Origin of the sequence: Enterobacter sp. 198 (assembly GCF_009025585.1) — a bacterium.
Lineage (GTDB): Bacteria > Pseudomonadota > Gammaproteobacteria > Enterobacterales > Enterobacteriaceae > Enterobacter > Enterobacter ludwigii.
Window position 1 is genome coordinate 32,943 of the sequence record NZ_WCIM01000017.1, and the last position, 18,355, is coordinate 51,297.

The following is an 18,355-nucleotide window of genomic DNA, read 5'->3' on the forward strand; positions in this document are numbered from 1 at the left end:
TACGCCTCTCTGTTATGTAGATAAAAAAATGCCTGCTCATAGAGCAGGCGCCTTCAGATTGATTAGCCAGGGTTGTACGACGCGACGCCCTCAGCGACTACGCTTTACGCCTGAGTACCCGACAATCCCACGGCAGCAGAGCGGTATCACCCGCGGCGACGGCATCGGTCATGCAGTCGGTATACCCCTGCGGCAGCGTAATGAGCTGCTGCTGGGCGGTGTAGTTCTGCACAAACACCCACGTGGTTTCGCCGTCCGTGCGGGCCGTTGCCACCACACCCGGTGGGAAATCGCATTCCATGGCCCGCGGCAGCGCCAGTTCGTCAATAATCCCGGCGAAGAAATCACGCTGGAACGGCAGATCGTTGCGCGACGCCACATGCCACGCTTTCCCCTTACCGAAACGGTTCACCGTCACGGCAGGCCGACCGGCGTAGAAATCATCCCGGTAGGTCGCCAGCGGCTGAGCGTTTTCGACATGGATCAGTTCGCACAGATGACGAACCTGATACGGGCCCTGCAGGCCAGCCGCATTACCCGCCAGCCCCTGTATTAGATTACGTTCTCCCTCACCGAGACAGTCGATCTCTTCTGCCCAGATGCCGAGCAGTTTACGCAGCGGCCCCGGGAACCCGCCGAGATGACAAAGATCGCTTTCATCCACGATGCCGCTCCAGTAGGTGGTCACCAGATGGCCGCCCCCGGCGACAAACGCTTCTGCGCGTTCGGCGAAGCCTTCCCGAACCATATAAAGCATCGGCGCAATCACCAGCGCGTACTGGCTGAGATCGCCGTCGGCATCAATCACATCCACCGCGATGCCTTTTTCCCAGAACGGACGGTAGTGTTCGTTAACGGTTTTTTCGTACTCCATCCCCATGTTGCGCGGCCCTTCGGCATCGTCCAGCGCCCAGCGATTTTGCTGGTCGAAGATAATCGCCACCCGTGCCTGCGTGCGACACCCGACCACCCCCGGCAGGCGCTCAAGCATTTCGCCCAGACGCGTCACTTCGCGCCCGACACGCGTATCAAGATGCCCCACGTGGTCGATAACCGCCCCGTGGAATTTCTCCACCGAACCGCGGCTTTTACGCCACTGGAAGTACTGTACGGCATCGGCCCCGTGTGCCACCGCCTGCATTGACGAGAGAATATGCATCCCCGGCTTTTTCAGCTTGCTGGTCGGCTGCCAGTTGGTGGTGCTCGGCGTGGACTCCATCAGCACAAAAGGTTTGCCGCCTTTCAGGCTGCGCATCATGTCGTGGTACATGGCGGTATAGCAGGCGAGCTGGGTTTCGTCTTTCTCCTTGTGCCACATCGGGTAGCTGTCCCAGGAGATAAAGTCGATCGCTTTCGCAAGCTGCCAGTAGTCGTAATCGTAGAAGTACTCCATGAAGTTGGTCGTCACCGGCAACGCTGCGTTGACGGCTTTTAGCGGCGCAACCTCATGGCGACAGAAATCTGTTACCTGCGCCGTATTAAAGCGGCGCCAGTCGAGGTTCAGACCGTGAATGGACACCTCGCCCTGCGGCGCAGGGGACTCAATCTGCGACCAGTCGCTATAGGTGTGGCTCCAGAAGGTGCTCCACCATGCGTGGTTCAGCGCATCCAGGGTTTTGTAGCGCGCTTTCAGCCAGTCGCGAAAGCGCTCCTGGCACAGATCGCAGTGGCACTCACCGCCGTACTCATTGGAGATATGCCAGCCCAGCACCGCCGGGTGCTGTGAATAACGTTCAGCCAGTAAGGTATTCATTTTCAATGTCTTCTCACGGTACACCGGGGAAGACATACAGTGGTTATGACGCCCACCGTGCAGCGCAGGCACGCGGTTACGCCCTACGCGCAGCACCTGCGGGTATTTTTGCGACATCCATGCCGGGCGCGCACCGCTCGGCGTGGCGAGGAAAATATGGATCCCCGCTGAATATAATTTATCAATGACGTTATCCAGCCAGACAAAATCATATTCCCCTTCACGCGGTTCGAGCTTCGCCCAGCTAAATATGCCCACTGACATGACATTACATTTCGCCTGCTGCATCATGGCAATATCTTTTTCAATAATACCGGGGTAATTCTCCCATTGCTCCGGGTTATAGTCGGCGCCATGCAATAACGCAGCGACCTTCGAACTTAAAGGCGCAAATTTATTCATATTAAAAACGTCCTGAAGTGAAACAGAATACTATTTAAATACCGTTATCGACGGCAGCACTTTGCCATGACAATCAAATAACGCCTGGTTTTCGCGGGCATTTCCCTCTTTCCAGTCATCATGGATATATTTCATGCCGGTTTTGGTGGCCCATGTGGTGCCCGGTACGGCAATCCAGGTCGGCTCCCAGTAGAACAGACCCTTACCGCGACGATCGGGAACGTCAATCACGGCCTGCATTAAATCGTGGATATAATCGTACTGACCCTGCACGGTGCCGGGATAGCCACCGTCCTTCTCTTCTTTGGCCTGGAAACTGTTTTCTGCGTTATCGCAGTTCTCCAGCGTATAGCCATAGGCCGCTTCCACCACAATGACGTCTTTGTTATAGCGTTTGCTGATGTCATCCATATTGGCTTTCAGCGCGCCGATCGGGCCATTCCAGTAGGTGTACATCGACAGGCCGATAATATCGAACGGCACATCGCGCTTCGTGATCTCATCAAACCACCAGCGGAAGGTGTCATTTTTAGTGCCTTCGGCCAGGTGCAGCATAATTTTCACCTGCTCGCCGTCGGTCAGGTTCTCTTTCATCCCGCTGATTGCGGCGTTGAGTAGCCCGGCTACGCGGTCAAACTCGCCGCCACCCTGCCCCCAGCTTTTGCCTTCCGGCCAGAGTATTCCGCCATTGATTTCATTACCAATCTGGACCATGTCCGGCAGCACGCCCTCTTTTTTAAAGCGGGCAATGGTGTCGCGCGTATAGTCATGGATTGCCGTTTTAAGCTGCGGGTAATCCATCTTCTCCCAGGCTTTAGGTTTGAACTGTTTGCCCGGGTCGGTCCAGAAATCGCTGTAGTGGAAATCGAGCAGGAGTTTTATGCCCTGGGCCTTTACGCGCTTCGCCAGCGCCAGCGTGTTTTCCAGATTGTTACTGCCGCCCCCGTAGGTATTTCCGTTGGCATCCTGCGGATCCACCCACAAACGCAGGCGCACATAGTTCACGCCGTTGGCTTTCAGAATGGCAATCGCGTCCTGCTGCTGGCCGTTCTGGTTATAAAATGTTGCGCCATGCTGTTCCGCCTCGAGCAGCGTCGAGATGTCCGCCCCCTTAATAAAGTCTGCCGGCATGGCGTTAAAAGGACGCGTTTTTACCCCGTCCGCGGCGAACGCACTCGCGGCAAGACCGCAAGAAAGACAAACAGCAAGCAAAGCGGGTTTGAGTCTTTTCATGGTTATCCCTTAGTACTCCCGGAGGTCAGACCGGAGACGAAGTATTTTTGTAAGGCCAGATAGAGGATCGCGACCGGCACCGCAATCAGCACCGCGCCTGCCGCGTAGGTGGTGTAACTGGCACCCATTTTTTGCGCCACCAGGTTATAAAGCCCGATGGGTAAGGTGTATTTGTCCGGGGTGCGCAAAATGGTGCTGGAGAGAATGAAATCCCCCAGCGGCCCGGTGAAGGAGAACAGCGCCACCACCGCCACAATGGGTTTGGAAAGCGGCATGATGATCTCGATGAAGATGCGGAAGTTACTGGCTCCGTCCATGCGCGCGGACTCGTCCAGATCCTTAGGAATGGCGTCCAGGTAGCCCTTCATCAGATAGGTATTCATTGGGATCATGCCGCCAACGTAAATCAGCACCAGCGCCAGATGGCTGTTGATTAAGCCCAACAGCTGCGAGAGCACGAAGATGGCAATCAGCGCCGAGAACTGCGGGATCATCTGCAGCAGCAGGAAGAGCATCAGTCCGTTCTGCCGCCCCTTAAAGCGAAAACGCGAGAAGGCATAGGCGGTAAAGCTAACGCTGATTAAGGTCAACACCATGGTCAGGAAGCTGATTTTCATCGAGTTCCAGTACCACGTCATGTAGTTCACCTGACCATTAAACAGGTCGGCGTAATGCTGGAACGACAGGTTCTGCGGAATAACAGAGGAGCTTAACAGGCTGTTGCCCGCGTTGAGTGAGGCGCCCACCGTCCACACCAGCGGGTAAATGATGATGACAGACACCAGCACAATAACCAGCCAGGAGAGTGAAAGGCGGACCCATTTCTCACGTTTAATACTTTGTGATTTAGCCATTGTTACGTCCCTTACGCCATGTCGTCATTTTTGAAAGATTTGGTGGCGCGGAACTGCCATAACGCCAGGCCGACGACAAACACAGACAGCAGGATGGTGATGGTCGCCGCAATGGCATATTGCGAAGATGACATCGTCAGTTTGTAGATCCACGACACCAGAATGTCGGTGCCGCCCGCATTCGACCCCACCACCGCCGGCCCGCCGTTATTGAACAGATAGATGATGTTGAAATTATTGAAGTTAAAGGTGTATTGCGTAATCAGGATCGGCGCAATGGCGTAGAGCACCAGCGGCAGCGTAATGGTCCGCAACCGGGTCCAGCTGCTGGCGCCGTCCATGGTGGCCGCTTCATACAGGTCATCAGGAATGGCCTGCAGCACGCCGGTGGTCATGGCGAAAACAAACGGGAAACCAAGCCAGGTTTGCATCATGATCAGCGCCGTTTTGGTCCAGAACGGATCGGTCATCCAGGCTTTAGGCGCAATCCCAAAGAAGGCCAGAATGGCGTTGTTAATCACCCCGAACGAGTCATTAAACATCCCGGCGAAAACCAGGATGGTGACAAAGCCCGGCACCGCCCACGGCAAAATAAAGATGGTGCGGATCAGCGGCTTAAAGCGTAAATCTTTCTGGTTCACCAGAATCGCCAGCAGTACGCCCACCGTACACTGCAGCGTAGTGGCGAGCAGCGTCCAGACCACCGTCCACTGCAGCACGTCGAAGAAGGTGGAACGCCAGATAGAGAGCGTAAAGATATTGATGAAGTTCTTAAACCCGACCCAGTCAACCAGCTTAGCCGGCGGCGTGTGGTAGAGATTGTAGTTGGTAAAGGCGATGGCAAACCCGAACAAAATGGGAAACACCACCACAAACACCAGCAGGATAAAGCCCGGGGTGATCATCAGATACGGGAAGCCGTCGCTCAATAGCATCTGATACTGTTTACGCACGCTGTTAAGCTGCAACCCTTCGTCACGTTTCAGGCCATTGACCCACGCATCACGCATCGACAGGTAATACACCATCACGCCGAACGCAGCGATTAACACGCTGATGATCCCCTCCGCCAGCAGGAAGATGGAGTTGTCGCGCGGCACCTCCTCACCCAGCGTCACCAGTCCCCACAGCCCTTCGCGGAGAAAATCAGCAAATACGCCGATAAAACTGGCAAGCAGCACCAGGAAGATGACCCCTTTCAGCCACTGACGGTGGTAAAACTGACCGAAGCCGGGAATGACCGCCAGCAGCAGGCTGGTCCAGGCGTGACGCCCGGCCACGCGCGGTTTGGCAAAATGTTCCGGGATGATACTCACAAACAACTCCTTTCAAAAAACGGGAGAGACGCCCTCCCGTTCTGCGACGTCAGAAAACTACTGGTTGCTGGCCTGCATGGCTTCGATTTGCATCTGAACCTGTTTTTCTGCGCTGTCGAGCGCGGCTTTCGGATCCTGTTTACCGGTCAGGCTCAGTTCGAGGGCCGCGTTCGCCGGAGCCCAGACTTCACCCATTTCCGGAATGCCCGGCATCGCTGTCGCCCGTGCGGCCTGCACGGCAACCGCGCTGGCTTTCTCGTCGTTCTTAATGAGCGGATCGTCAATCATCGCGGTCAGCGGCGGAATTTCACGCGTCGCTAAATAGCGCGTTTTGACGTACTGCGGCTGGTTGATAAATTCGATAAATTTCTGCGCCATGGCTTTGTCTTTGCTCCAGGTAGAGACGACATAGCCCTTCACGCCCAGGAATGAACTCATTGGCTTACCGTCCGGCAGCGTCGGCAGCGGCGCAACGCCGTAGTTAATGCCCGCCGCTTCATACGGCTGGAACGCCCACGGACCGTTGATGACGGCTGCCGCTTTTTTCTCGGTAAACAGAGAATCGATCGCGTTCAGACCGTTATCGCCGATGATCCCCGCCGGGAACACGTCATCGGTATAGAATTTTTTCAGGTAGGTGACCGCGTCTACCGCGCCCGGCTTGTTCAGGCCCACGTCGCTGGCGTTATAACCGCCTTTATCGTTTTTACCGAAGATGTACCCGCCCATCGGGGAGATAGCCCCCCAGCTGTAGTAAATCTGGTCGAACTTGGCGAGCAGGCCGTACTGGTTTTTGGCGCGCTGCTGTTTAGAAAAGTCATACCAGTCCTGAAGTGAGTTGAGCGGCTTCGCGATCAGGTCTTTGTTGTAAATCAGCACCAGCGTCTCAACCGCTTTCGGCACACCGTAAAGGGTGTTATCCATTTTGAAGGCATTTATCGACGCCGGCGTGTACTGTTCGGTCTGCTTCGCCTCCAGATTCAGGGGGGTCAGCAGCCCTTGCACAACCGCGCCGCCGAGTTGATCATTGGGAATGACCAGCACGTCCGGGCCAATTCCTGCCGGGCCGTCGAGGCGCAGTTTTTCCAGCTGCTGCGCGTAAGGCATCTCCTGCAGGTTAACCTTAACGTCGTACTGCTTTTCGAAATCGGCGACCGCGTCTTTAATGCCGGACGACTTTTTGATGTCTTCCCAGACGTTAAGCTGCGTGGTGGCGTGAGCCTGCACCGCGAGCGTAGAGAGGATCAGAGCAGCGAGTATGTTCTTTTTCATTATCAACCTCATGTGAAGGTATAACAATTTTATGGTTGTTATTGCATTTCACCGCCATACACCTTCGCCAGAAAACCGACTAACACTGGCGTACAACGTATAACATCAAATGCCTTTGGTTTGGTATACGCTACCCTTCACATCATGATAACTCTACAAAAAACTGTAAGTTGTGTGATCGTCATAACATTAATGGAATATCAGTATAGGGTGCGTGAATACTGGAAGTTATAGTCAGAGCAGACAAATTGCACCGTCCAGCCATGTAGCAAATAATTGTTATACGTAATACATACGCGGCGGTTTACTCGGGGAATACAGATGTCGAACATACAATTGAGGAATGTCACCAAACGCTTTGGCGACACCGTAACCTTGCACAACGTGAATCTTGAGATTGAAGACGGTGAGTTTGCCGTCTTTGTCGGTCCTTCCGGCTGCGGTAAATCGACAATGCTGCGCATGATTGCCGGACTGGAGGACATTAGCGAAGGGGAAGTGTTAATTGGTGACGAGGTGATGAACGACGTTGCCCCCTCCCACCGCGGCGTGGCGATGGTGTTTCAGTCCTATGCGCTCTACCCACATATGACGGTGGCCGAAAACATGGGCTACGGCCTGAAGGTCAATAAGGTGCCGAAAGATCAGATCCGCCATCAGGTCGAGATGGTGGCCAAAACGCTGCAGCTTTCCCACCTTCTGGATCGCAAACCTAAGCAGCTTTCCGGCGGCCAGCGCCAGCGTGTGGCCATTGGCCGCGCCATCGTACGTAATCCGCGGGTCTTTATGTTCGACGAACCGCTCTCCAACCTGGATGCCGAGCTGCGCGTGGAGATGCGTCTGCACCTTGCCCGTCTGCACCAGGAACTGAAAACCACCATGGTGTATGTCACCCACGACCAGATAGAAGCGATGACCCTGGCTGATAAAATTGTGGTGATGAACTACGGAAAGGTTGAGCAGATGGGCGCGCCGATGGAACTCTACTACAAACCGGCGAACAAGTTCGTGGCCGGGTTTATCGGCTCGCCGAAGATGAATTTCCTGCCGGCAACGGTAGAGTCCTGGCAACCGGGTGAGCTGACGGTGAGATTATCCCAGCAGAAGACGCTCACACTGGCCCTGACCACCACACCGTTGAACGCAGGCAGCCCGGTGACGCTGGGCATTCGTCCGGAACATTTAACCACCGATCTCCGCCACGGCACGCGGCTGACGTTTAACTGTGAAGTGGTTGAGCGTCTGGGCAACAACACCTACCTCTTTGGTCAGTGCTACGGCCACGACAATGTGAAGATTTTGCTGCCGGGCGATGTGAAATTCGCGCCGTGGCAGCAAATTGATGTGGCTTTTGACGATCGCCACTGCATGGTGTTTGACGAGCAGGATGTGCGGGTGAGTGCCGACATCGATGAAGCGGTACGCTCGGTCGCTTAACCCGCCAGACGCGTTACCGCACGCGTAAAGACATCAATCGCCAGCGCGACATCCTCAGCCATCACCGATTCCGCCGGATGGTGGCTGACGCCTTCCCTACACCGCACAAACAACATCCCTACCGGCCAACGCTCCGCCAGGGCGATGGTGTCATGACCGGCACCGCTCGGCAGCGATAATGTCTTCCCCTGCACCGATTCTACAGCCTCCGCCAGCAGCGCCTGCAGACGTGTATCGCATGGTGTGGCGGCGATTCGGTAAAATTCGTCGGCTGCAAAATGTATTCCGCGACGGGCCGCTATCGCCTGCGCCTGCGTCAGCAGTGCAGTAAGCAGAAGGTCAAGCGGCGCATCCTGCGGGCCGCGAATATCTAACGAGAGCGCGACCTCGCCGGGGATGACGTTTACCGCACCAGGCAGACAGCGCAACTCACCCACCGTGGCCACCAGGTTGCCGCCGTGCTGACGGGTGGTGTTTTCAATCAGCACCATCCATTCGGCGGCGGCGGCCAGCGCGTCCTTACGATGCGCCATCGGCACGGTCCCGGCGTGGCCGGCCTCACCGGTGAAGCGGCAGTTCAGACGACGCGCGCCGTTAATGGCTTCAACCACGCCCAGCGCCAGACCGGCCTGTTCCAGACACGGTCCTTGTTCAATATGCAGCTCCAGACAGGCGCTGAAATCATCCGGGCGTCTTGCGGCCATCGCGACACGGCTGGGATCTAACCCTGCCTGTACCATCGCCTGCGCCACGCTGATACCTCTGGCATCGCACGTGTCGAGCCAGCCCACAGGCCAGGTGCCCGTCAGGGCGCGGCTGCCCAACAGCGTGATACCAAAGCGGGTTCCCTCTTCATCGCAAAAGCCGACAATCTCAACGGCCTGCGCCAGCCGTTTTCCCTGCTGATGCAGGCTGTCAACGACTTCAATGGCCGTCAGCACCCCCAGCATCCCGTCGTAGCGCCCGGCATTGCGCACGGTATCCAGATGCGAGCCAAGCAACACCGCCGGTGCGCCCTCCTGCTCGCCTTCATAACGTCCGCAGATATTCCCCACGCTGTCCTGCCAGACGGTCATGCCCGCCTGGTTCATCCACTGCCCGACCAGCTGGTTAGCCTGCAGATGCTGGGCAGAGAGATACACGCGGGTAAGGGAATCCTGGGTTTCGCTGATGGCGGCCAGCGCATCGGCGCGGGCCATCACACGTTCTGCCGCCTTCTGGCGTGTCGCGTGATTCATAGCGCCGTCTCAGTGCGGTAATGATCCCACGCGGCCTGCATCGCGGCACCCTGCGTAGTGGAAAACTTCAGGTAGTTCAGTACCGACTCCAGCGCACTCAGGGTGGTCATCACGCAGTCTTTACGCGCGTTATAGCCCATGGTGCCAATACGCCACACTTTGCCGTGCAGCGGACCAAACGAAGTACCGATTTCAATGCCGAAATCCTCCAGCATCAGTTTACGCACCTGGTCACCGTTTACGCCCTGAGGGATAAGCACGCCTAGCACGTTGTTCATCTTGTGCCTGAGGTCGCCGAAGGTCTCGAGTCCCATCGCCTGAATACCTTTCAGCAGCGCATCCCCGTGCAGCTTGTGGCGGGCGATACCGTTATCCAGCCCTTCCTGCAGAATGAGGCGGGCACATTCGCGGGCGCCAAACAGCGCGGTGGTCGCTTCGGTGTGGTGGTTCAGACGCTCGGGTCCCCAGTAATCCATCACCATGCCGAGGTCGAAATAGTTGGAGTAAATCATCTCTTCGTCGCCGTCGCGATGGGCATCGGTACGGATCCCCTCTTCGATGCATTTGCGGCGACGGATTGCCTCTTCCATCCGCGGGCTCAGGGTAACAGGCGAGGTGCCGGACGGACCGCCAAGACATTTCTGCATCCCCGCCGAGACCGCATCCAGCCCCCAGGCATCGGTCTCCAGGGCGTTGCCGCCGAGCGACGCGGTAGCATCGGTATAAAACAGGACATCGTAACGACGGCAGATTGCCCCGAGTTCCGCAAGCGGCTGCAGCATGGTGGTGGACGTATCCCCCTGCACGGTTAACAGCAGGCGCGGACGCACGCGTTTAATGGCATCTTCCACCCGATCCGGTGTGAACACCTCGCCCCACGGTACCTCGATGGTGTGGACCTCTGCGCGGCAGCGGCGGGCAATTTCGCACAGCAGATGGCCGAAGCGACCAAAAACGGGCACCAGCACTTTGTCCCCGGGACGAATGGCCGATACCAGAATCGCTTCAATCCCCGCGCGGGAGGTGCCGTCCACCAGCATCGTCCAGCGGTTTTCCGTGCGGAACACGCCGCGGTAGAGTGCCATGACGTCGTTCATGTAGTGGGTCATCGCTGGATCGTACTGGCCGATAAGCTGGCTCGACATGGCACGCAGCACGCGCGGATCGGCGTTGATCGGCCCCGGCCCCATCAGCAGACGTTGTGGCGGATTGATTTGCGGAAATTGAGCGATATCCATTTTTAAGTCCTTAGTTAATTGAGGCCGCGCACGGAGGAGATAAACTGTTTAAGCTCAGTGGTCTGTGGGTTAGCGAACAGCGTTTTGCTGTCGCCCTCTTCCCAGACGCGCCCCTGATGCATAAACACCACGCGGTCGCCCACTTCGCGGGCAAAATTCATTTCATGGGTCACCAGGATCAGCGTCATCCCCTCAGCGGCCAGTTGTTCCAGCACCTTGAGCACTTCGCCTACCAGTTCCGGATCGAGCGCGGAAGTTATCTCGTCACAGAGTAAAACTTTAGGCGACATCGCCAGAGCACGAGCAATCGCCACGCGCTGCTGCTGGCCGCCGGAGAGGCTTGACGGGTAGTAATCCAGACGGTCACCCAGCCCGACTTTCTCCAGCATGCGCTGCGCCAGCACCTGACATTCTGCTGCGCTTTTCTTCAGCACCCGACGTGGCGCGAGCATCACGTTTTCCATCGCCGTCATGTGCGGGAAAAGGTTGAAGTTCTGAAATACCATGCCGACCGAGCGGCTGATTTCACGCGCCTGGGAATCCCGGTCGGTAATGGTCATGCCGCCGAGCTTGATGCTGCCGTCCTGATACCCTTCGAGGCCGTTAATGCAGCGCAACAGCGTGCTTTTACCCGAACCGCTGCGCCCGATAATTGAAATGACCTGGCCCATGTCGATGTCCAGATCCACGCCCTTGAGCACGTGGTTATCGCCGTAGTACTTCTGCACCTGATTAATGGTGATGAGAGGCATTGAATTTAGTCTCCAGATAACGGCTGTAGCGCGACAGCGGATAACACAGAATGAAGTAGCCGAGCGCCACCAGCGCAAAGACTTTAAACGGCTGATAGGTCACGTTGGTCAGCATCGTCCCGGCCTTGGTCAGCTCGATAAAACCGATAATGGATGCCAGCGCGGTCCCCTTAATCACCTGCACGGCGAACCCCACCGTTGGGGCGATGGCGATGCGTAACGCCTGGGGAGCCACCACGCGAAACAGCGTCTGGCCGAAGGTCAGCCCCAGACAGCGCGACGCCTCCCACTGCCCTTTCGGCAGCGCACGAATACTGCCAAACCAGATATCAAGCAAAAAGGCGCTGGTGTAGAACGTCAGGGCCAGCGACGCGGCGGTCCACGGCGAAACATCGATACCCAACAGCGCCACGCCGAAGAAGGCCAGGAACAGTTGCATCAGCAGCGGCGTGCCCTGAAACAGTTCGATATAGCCGCGGATAAGACGTTTTACCGTACGCCCACCCGTGAGGCGCAACAGCAACAGCGGCAGCGTTACCGCCGCCCCGCCGACAAACGCCACCAGCGACAGCAGCACCGTCCAGCGTCCGGCGAGCAGCAGATTGCGAATAATGTCCCAGTCGGTAAAGGTGGTCATCATGCCTGTACCCCCAGCCACTTCCGTCCTGCCGCCATCATTAGCTGGCGCAGGGTAATTGACAGCACCAGGTAAATTCCGGTGGTCACCAGATAGACCTCAAAGCTCAGGAACGTTCTTGACTGAATCAGGTTGGCGGAAAAAGTCAGCTCTTCATAGGAGACCTGCGACACCACCGACGAACCGAGCATAACGATAATGCACTGGCTGACCAGCGCCGGATAAATACGCTGCAGTGCCGGTGGCAGCACCACGCGTATAAACGTTTGCAGGCGGGTAAGCCCCAGCACGCGGCCGGCCTCCCACTGTCCTTTGGGCGTAACCTGAATACCGGCACGGACAATCTCCGTGCTGTACGCGCCCAGGTTGACGACCATTGCCAGCAGCGCCGCTTCGCCCGCCGTCATCTTCAGCCCCAGATTCGGCAGACCGAACACAATGAAAAACAGCTGCACGACAAAGGGCGTGTTGCGGATAATCTCCACGTAGCCGCCCCAGATCCTGCTGAACCACGTCGTCCGGCCGCTGCGAATCGCCGCCCCGAAAATACCGATCGCCAGCCCGCCGAGGGTTGCCATCACCGTCAGTTGAATGGTGACCCACAGCCCTGCCAGCAGCGCCGGCCAGTACGGCCAGAGCGCAGAGAAATGGAGTTGCTCTGTCATCGCCTTACACGCCCAGGCTTGCCGGCAATGGCGCTTTCAGCCACTGCTCAGAGAGGCTATTCAGGGTGCCGTCTTTAATTCCCTGCTCAATCACCGCATCAACTTTCGCTTTCAGCGCCGGTTCGTTTTTCTTCAGCCCGATAAAGCACGGCGAGTCCTTCAGCATAAAGCTCGGAACCGGGGCTTTGGCGGCGTTCTGGCGGGAAATCGCCGCCACGACCAGATTGCCTGTCGCCACGTACTGGACCTGACCGGACAGGTAAGCCGACAGGGTGGTGTTATTGTCTTCGTAGCGTTTGACGTCTGCATCTTTCGGCGCAAGGCTGGTCAGCACCATGTCCTCCACCGCACCGCGCGTCACGCCAATGGTTTTTCCACTCAGCTGAGCAGCATCTTTCAGTTCAGCCCCTTTCGGGCCGAACACGCCGAGGAAGAACGGCGCATAGGCACGGCTAAAATCGATCACCTTTTCACGCTCGGCGTTTTTGCCGAGGCTTGAGATCACCAGATCCACCTTATCGGTTTGCAGATACGGCACGCGGTTGGCACTGGTCACCGGCACCAGCTGCAGCTTGAGCTTCATCTGTTTTGCCAGATAGCGCGCCATGTCGATGTCGTAGCCCTGCGGCTGGAGATCGGTCCCGACTGAACCAAACGGAGGAAAATCCTGCGGGACGGCGATACGAAGAGTGCCGCGTTTCTCAATATCCTGAAGCTGGTCAGCTTTTGCTGGCAGGTTTGCAAACAGACAGACGGCCCCGGTCAGTGCAATCAATAACTTTTTCATGGTGCTTCCCCGTAACGTTAACATGAAACAAAAGATTCTTTGAATTGGATTTTGCAACTAATGTGCCAGATGAGGCAAAACGGGAAATTTTCTCTGAAGGCCTGATAAAACGAGAGCGGGGCGGAAAAGGCCTCCCTTTTCCGCCCCGCTTTTCTGCACTATTTTAATGCAAAGCACCAGCCTGATGCCCCATTATCGCTGTTCCAGTTCGTCCAGCTGCTGATACAGGGAGGCGATATCGTGGATCCGGGGACGGCCTTTATCGAGGATTTCATGCAGGAAGGCGTTAGCCAGCAGGTTGATCAGACTGTTGACCGACGAGTAGCTGTCGTACGCCGAGACGCTGTCCAGCGGGGCGCAGAGCTGCCAGCTGGTCAGCGGAAACAGGCTGTGTGCCTGCGGCTCACACATCAGCAGAACCGGAATACCGCTGTGCTGAAGCTGCTGCAACAGCGGCCGTACGATCCGCGGGCGACGGCGAAATGCCATCATAATCACCAGATCGTCGGGCGTTAAATCGACCAGTTCCTCGCTCAGGCTCTGCCCCGGCTGCGGCAGCAGCAGCACCTGTCCGCGTGCCTGCAACAGCTGCTGGCGCAGGTGCAGCGCCGCCGGATAGGCGTTGCGCATCCCGATAATCACAATCCGCCGTGCCTTCACCATTGAGGCCATGGCCTCGGCAAACTGCTGAGCATCCAGAGCGTTGACCCACTGGGTGAGGTTTGCCATCTCCTGCTTATAATGCCGCGCCAGCAGAGTGTTGCCCTGCACCGCATCGCGGTTATCGGTCAGCGGCATGCCGCTCTGGCGCAGCGTGCGCAGTTCGTCGCGCATCTCTTTATACTTCTCATAGCCCAGACGCTTAAACAGACGGCTCACCGTGGCTTTCGACACCCCGCTCAGTTGCGCCAGCTCGGCGCTGTTATAACTAATGAGGTCGTCGAAATGATCAAAAATAAAATCAGCCACCCGTTGCTCCTGCGGTGACAACGACGCGTATTGCGCTTTCAGACGTTCATCAAGCTGTTCCATAAAGCCTCTGTAACTTTTGTTTCACCTCACTATACCTTTCATTAAGCATGCCAGCTTCTTAAAACGTTATGTTACGACTGACGTGAAACTTTTCATTCATAACTGGAACAGCTTTTGCAGCACCTTGTGACTTTTGGGTTATAAGGACTCTCCATGCAAAGTAATGTCTCCGTACACGGAATGGCCGTGGCGCCCCACCATCTTGCCAGCCAGAGCGCTCTGGCCATTCTGCGCGAAGGCGGTAGCGCGATTGAGGCAATGGTCGCCGCCGCCGCAACCATTGCCGTGGTTTACCCGCACATGAACGGTCTCGGTGGGGACGGTTTCTGGCTTATCGTGCCGCCCGATGGCGAACCGGTCGCCATTGACGCCAGCGGCGCAGCAGGCTCACTGGCGACGCTTGCCGCCTATGACGATGTCTCTCAGATCCCCCATCGCGGGCCTCGCGCGGCGCTGACCGTGGCGGGAACGGTGAGCGGCTGGGACGAAGCGCTGAAGGTTTCGCGCACGCTGACGGGCACCGCTCTTCCCCTGAATCGCCTGCTGGCAGACGCCATTGACTATGCCCGAAACGGCACGCCGGTGACCGCGTCTCAGGCCGCCGCCACGGCCAGTAAGCTGGATGAACTGAAGGACCTGCCCGGCTTCGCAGAGACCTGGCTGGCTGACGGCAAACCGCCGCAGGTCGGCAGCCGGTTTTATCAACCGGCGCTGGCCTCCACGCTCTCGCACCTCGCAGAAGACGGTCTGGACAGTTTTTATCGCGGCCCGCTGGCGGAGCGTCTGGCCCGGGGCATGACAACGCTCGGGCTGCCCATCACCCTGGCTGACCTAAACGCGCATGTCGCCCGGCGCACCACACCGCTGAAATTACAGCATCAGCAGGGCGAAGTGTGGAACCTTGCGCCGCCAACGCAGGGGCTGGTGTCGCTGGCGATCCTCGGGATAACCGACCGCCTGTCCATGGCCGATGCTGACGAAGCGACCACCGTTCACCGCATTGTAGAGGCCACCAAACTGGCGTTTGGTCTGCGCGATGCCCATATCACCGACCCGCGCGAGCTGAAAACCGATATCCAGGGTCTGCTGGAACCTGCCGCACTGGCCGCCCTCGCCGACCAGGTCGATGATAACCAGGCCGCACCGTGGGGCTGCGGCAAAGGCCCTGGTGATACGGTCTGGATGGGGGTGATGGATAACAGCGGACTTGCCGTGTCGTTTATTCAGAGCATTTATCACGAGTTCGGCAGCGGCGTGGTCCTGCCTGATACCGGCATCGTCTGGCAAAACCGGGGAGCCTCATTCAGCCTCAATCCCCGTCACCTGCTGGCGCTTGCGCCAGGAAAACAACCGTTCCACACCCTGAACCCGGCAGCCGCGCGTCTGCATGACGGACGCGTCATGGTCTACGGCTCGATGGGCGGTGACGGCCAGCCGCAAACTCAGGCCACCCTGTTTACCCGCTATGTGGTGCAGGGGGTACCACTGCAAGAGAGCATCGCCCGCCCGCGCTGGTTACTGGGGCGCACCTGGGGACAGACATCCGACACCCTGAAGGTGGAAGGCCGCTTTACGCCGCAGACCGTCGCGCGCCTGCGGGCGCTGGGCCACGACGTGGAGTGCCTCCCGGAATTCAGCGAAGCCATGGGCCACGCGGGTGCGATTGTTCGTCATCCCAACGGGCTGTTTGAAGGGGCATTTGACCCGCGCAGCAACGGCGCCGCCGCCGGATTTTAAGGAGAGACTGATGAATACCACACAACCTGACTGGCATGCCTATCTGGCGCAAATGGAGTCCGTGCTGGGCGTTGAGCTGGATGACGCCCGCCGGGCAGAACTCCATGTGCAGTTCTGCCGTATCGCGGCGATGGCCGCCCCGCTGATGGCGCTGCCGCTTGATGACCGTCTGGAGATCGCAGGAGTATACAAAGCATGACGCTACACGAAATGAGTATCAGTGAGATCCAGCAGGCGTTGAGTGCAGGCGACCTGAGCGCCCATGACATCGCCCGCCAGACCCTGGAAGCCATTACGCGCATCAATCCCCATATCAACGCCTGGACCACCGTCACGGAAGAACGCATGCTGGCCGAAGCCGAGAATATCGACACCCTGCGTCGGGAGAAACGCCCTCTGCCGCCGCTGGCAGGTATTCCCTACGCGGTGAAAAACCTGTTCGACGTCGCCGGGCATACGACCCTTGCCGGTGCAGAGCTGTTCAGCCAGCGCCCCCCCGCCACCGCTGACAGCTTTGCGGTACGCCAGCTGCGCAGTGCCGGTGGCTTATTGTCGGGGATGGTCAACATGGATGCCTACGCCTACGGCTTTACGACGGAAAACAGTTACTACGGCGCAACGCGTAACCCGCACGATGTGACGCGCATTGCCGGAGGATCGTCCGGCGGCTCTGCCGCCGCGGTCGCTGCCGGACTGGTTCATTTTTCGCTCGGTACCGACACCAACGGGTCTATTCGCGTACCGGCCTCCCTGTGCGGAATATACGGTCTTAAGCCCACTTTTGGTCGTCTGTCACGCGCCGGCAGCCATCCGTTTGTCGCCAGTCTGGATCACATCGGGCCGTTTGCCCGTCGTGTGAGCGATCTGGCGTCGGTGTACGATGCACTGCAGGGTCGGGATACCAGCGACGGATTTCAGGCAGAGAGTTCCCGGGAGCAGACCCGGCCCCTGCTCGACCGCGGTCTGGATGGTTTGCGCTGCGCGGTGCTCGGCGGCTATTTCAGTACCTGGTGCGACAGCGACATGCGAGACGCCGTGGCGCGGGTGGCAAAAGCTCTCGACGTGCAGGAAACGCTGCAATTCCCCGATGCCGAGCTGGCCCGCTCCGCAGCGTTTATCATCAGCGCCTCGGAAGGCGGAAATCAGTACCTGCCCGCGCTTCGCCGCGAGCCCGGGCGTTTTGAACCCCATTCGCGCGAGCGACTGCTGGCCGGCGCGATGATCCCTTCTGCCTGGTATATTCAGGCCCAGCGTTTTCGCACGCAGGCCCGACAGGCGTTTAAAGCGCTGTTTGCGCAGGCCGACGTGCTGATCGCCCCGGCCACGCCGCGCAGTGCAACGCGGATTGGCGAAGAGATTATGGAGATCAACGGCCAGCCGTTACCGGTTCGCGCCAGCATGGGCATGCTGACGCAGCCGATTTCGTTTTTAGGTTTACCCGTTACCACCGTCCCGCTGCGCACCGCTCAGGGCGCACCTGTTGGCCTGCAGTTGATCGCCGCACCGTTTAACGAGCAAGCCTGCCTGCGCGTGGCGCGGGTGCTGGAAGCAAGCGGAATAACCGATGCCCGGCCGGCGGAGATGGCACCATGATAAATCACGATGACATTAACCTTCCGTGGGTCGTTGCAGAAGTGACCGCAGCCTTTTACCGCTATGAAGACGCGCTGGTAAGCAACAACATTCCGGTGCTGGATGAGCTGTTCTGGCACGACAAAAACACGGTGCGTCTCGGTGCGGGCGAAAACCTGTACGGCATTGAGGAAATCCGCGCCTTTCGGGCGGCGCGCCCGTCCGCGGGTCTGCAAAGGACGTTGCGCCATACGGTAATCACCACCTTCGGAGAAGATTACGCCGTGTGTAGCACCGAATTCACCCGCGAAGGAACGGAGCGGATTGGTCGCCAGCAGCAGACATGGGTACGCTTCCCTTACGGCTGGCGGATTGTGGCGGCGCAGGTGAGCGTGATGGCGTAATGTTAATAACCCTGCCCGGTGGCGCT

17 protein-coding genes are annotated in these 18,355 nt (G+C 57.9%); 5 read left to right on the forward strand and 12 right to left on the reverse strand.

Features of this window, described 5'->3' with window-relative positions; genetic code table 11:
- Nucleotides 1-97 precede the first annotated feature (97 nt).
- Genes F8561_RS09465 through F8561_RS09485 form a run of 5 tightly spaced genes read right to left on the reverse strand, consistent with a single transcriptional unit; the run spans nucleotide 98 to nucleotide 6,830 of the window.
- Complete coding sequence (locus F8561_RS09465) at nucleotides 98-2,155, reverse strand: beta-galactosidase (protein ID WP_151887369.1); 2,058 nt, start codon at nucleotides 2,153-2,155, stop codon at nucleotides 98-100.
- 30 nt (nucleotides 2,156-2,185) lie between these two features.
- Nucleotides 2,186-3,388 (reverse strand): arabinogalactan endo-beta-1,4-galactanase, encoded by a 1,203-nt coding sequence (locus tag F8561_RS09470; RefSeq protein WP_014169480.1) that lies wholly within the window; start codon nucleotides 3,386-3,388, stop codon nucleotides 2,186-2,188.
- Nucleotides 3,389-3,390: 2 nt separating this feature from the next.
- The gene (locus tag F8561_RS09475) at nucleotides 3,391-4,242 is read right to left on the reverse strand and encodes a sugar ABC transporter permease (protein WP_014169479.1); all 852 of its coding nucleotides are present in this window, start codon (nucleotides 4,240-4,242) and stop codon (nucleotides 3,391-3,393) included.
- Nucleotides 4,243-4,253: 11 nt separating this feature from the next.
- Nucleotides 4,254-5,558 carry a carbohydrate ABC transporter permease gene (locus F8561_RS09480; RefSeq protein WP_020884733.1) on the reverse strand — a complete coding sequence of 435 codons (1,305 nt, stop codon included), beginning with the start codon at nucleotides 5,556-5,558 and terminating at the stop codon, nucleotides 4,254-4,256.
- A 57-nt stretch (nucleotides 5,559-5,615) separates the two neighbouring features.
- On the reverse strand, nucleotides 5,616-6,830 hold the full coding sequence (locus F8561_RS09485) for an extracellular solute-binding protein (RefSeq protein ID WP_151887370.1): 1,215 nt from the start codon (nucleotides 6,828-6,830) through the stop codon (nucleotides 5,616-5,618).
- A 321-nt stretch (nucleotides 6,831-7,151) separates the two neighbouring features.
- Between F8561_RS09485 and F8561_RS09490 the strand changes: the two genes are divergently transcribed.
- Nucleotides 7,152-8,267 carry an ABC transporter ATP-binding protein gene (locus F8561_RS09490; protein ID WP_032681288.1) on the forward strand — a complete coding sequence of 372 codons (1,116 nt, stop codon included), beginning with the start codon at nucleotides 7,152-7,154 and terminating at the stop codon, nucleotides 8,265-8,267.
- On the opposite strand, the gene hpxK is transcribed toward F8561_RS09490, so the two are convergent.
- The 7 genes from hpxK to hpxU form a co-directional block, all read right to left on the reverse strand.
- Nucleotides 8,264-9,505 carry an allantoate amidohydrolase gene (hpxK, locus tag F8561_RS09495; protein WP_151887371.1) on the reverse strand — a complete coding sequence of 414 codons (1,242 nt, stop codon included), beginning with the start codon at nucleotides 9,503-9,505 and terminating at the stop codon, nucleotides 8,264-8,266. The genes F8561_RS09490 and hpxK overlap by 4 nt on opposite strands.
- The gene (locus F8561_RS09500; protein WP_014169474.1) at nucleotides 9,502-10,743 is read right to left on the reverse strand and encodes a pyridoxal-phosphate-dependent aminotransferase family protein; all 1,242 of its coding nucleotides are present in this window, start codon (nucleotides 10,741-10,743) and stop codon (nucleotides 9,502-9,504) included. Before F8561_RS09500 ends, hpxK begins: the two co-directional genes overlap by 4 nt.
- Before the next feature lie 14 nt (nucleotides 10,744-10,757).
- Nucleotides 10,758-11,495, reverse strand: a complete 738-nt coding sequence (locus F8561_RS09505; protein ID WP_138613718.1) for an amino acid ABC transporter ATP-binding protein — start codon at nucleotides 11,493-11,495, stop codon at nucleotides 10,758-10,760.
- Nucleotides 11,476-12,132 (reverse strand): amino acid ABC transporter permease, encoded by a 657-nt coding sequence (locus F8561_RS09510; protein WP_025204495.1) that lies wholly within the window; start codon nucleotides 12,130-12,132, stop codon nucleotides 11,476-11,478. Before F8561_RS09510 ends, F8561_RS09505 begins: the two co-directional genes overlap by 20 nt.
- The gene (locus F8561_RS09515) at nucleotides 12,132-12,797 is read right to left on the reverse strand and encodes an amino acid ABC transporter permease (RefSeq protein ID WP_138613716.1); all 666 of its coding nucleotides are present in this window, start codon (nucleotides 12,795-12,797) and stop codon (nucleotides 12,132-12,134) included. The genes F8561_RS09510 and F8561_RS09515 overlap by 1 nt, the downstream gene beginning before the upstream one ends.
- 4 nt (nucleotides 12,798-12,801) lie before the next feature.
- Nucleotides 12,802-13,584, reverse strand: coding sequence for a transporter substrate-binding domain-containing protein (locus F8561_RS09520; RefSeq protein ID WP_020884739.1), 783 nt, complete (start codon nucleotides 13,582-13,584; stop codon nucleotides 12,802-12,804).
- Between the two features lie 192 nt (nucleotides 13,585-13,776).
- Complete coding sequence (hpxU, locus tag F8561_RS09525; RefSeq protein ID WP_020884740.1) at nucleotides 13,777-14,616, reverse strand: MurR/RpiR family transcriptional regulator HpxU; 840 nt, start codon at nucleotides 14,614-14,616, stop codon at nucleotides 13,777-13,779.
- 153 nt (nucleotides 14,617-14,769) lie between these two features.
- Between hpxU and hpxW the strand changes: the two genes are divergently transcribed.
- The 4 genes from hpxW to hpxZ are packed head-to-tail and all read left to right on the forward strand — an operon-like array spanning nucleotide 14,770 to nucleotide 18,329.
- Complete coding sequence (hpxW, locus tag F8561_RS09530; RefSeq protein ID WP_151887372.1) at nucleotides 14,770-16,353, forward strand: oxamate amidohydrolase; 1,584 nt, start codon at nucleotides 14,770-14,772, stop codon at nucleotides 16,351-16,353.
- Nucleotides 16,354-16,363: 10 nt separating this feature from the next.
- Nucleotides 16,364-16,552, forward strand: a complete 189-nt coding sequence (gene hpxX / locus F8561_RS09535) for an oxalurate catabolism protein HpxX (protein WP_025204497.1) — start codon at nucleotides 16,364-16,366, stop codon at nucleotides 16,550-16,552.
- The gene (locus F8561_RS09540) at nucleotides 16,549-17,946 is read left to right on the forward strand and encodes an AtzE family amidohydrolase (RefSeq protein ID WP_059305462.1); all 1,398 of its coding nucleotides are present in this window, start codon (nucleotides 16,549-16,551) and stop codon (nucleotides 17,944-17,946) included. The genes hpxX and F8561_RS09540 overlap by 4 nt, the downstream gene beginning before the upstream one ends.
- Nucleotides 17,943-18,329, forward strand: a complete 387-nt coding sequence (gene hpxZ / locus F8561_RS09545; RefSeq protein WP_032677834.1) for an oxalurate catabolism protein HpxZ — start codon at nucleotides 17,943-17,945, stop codon at nucleotides 18,327-18,329. Before F8561_RS09540 ends, hpxZ begins: the two co-directional genes overlap by 4 nt.
- The last annotated feature ends 26 nt before the right edge of the window (nucleotides 18,330-18,355 follow it).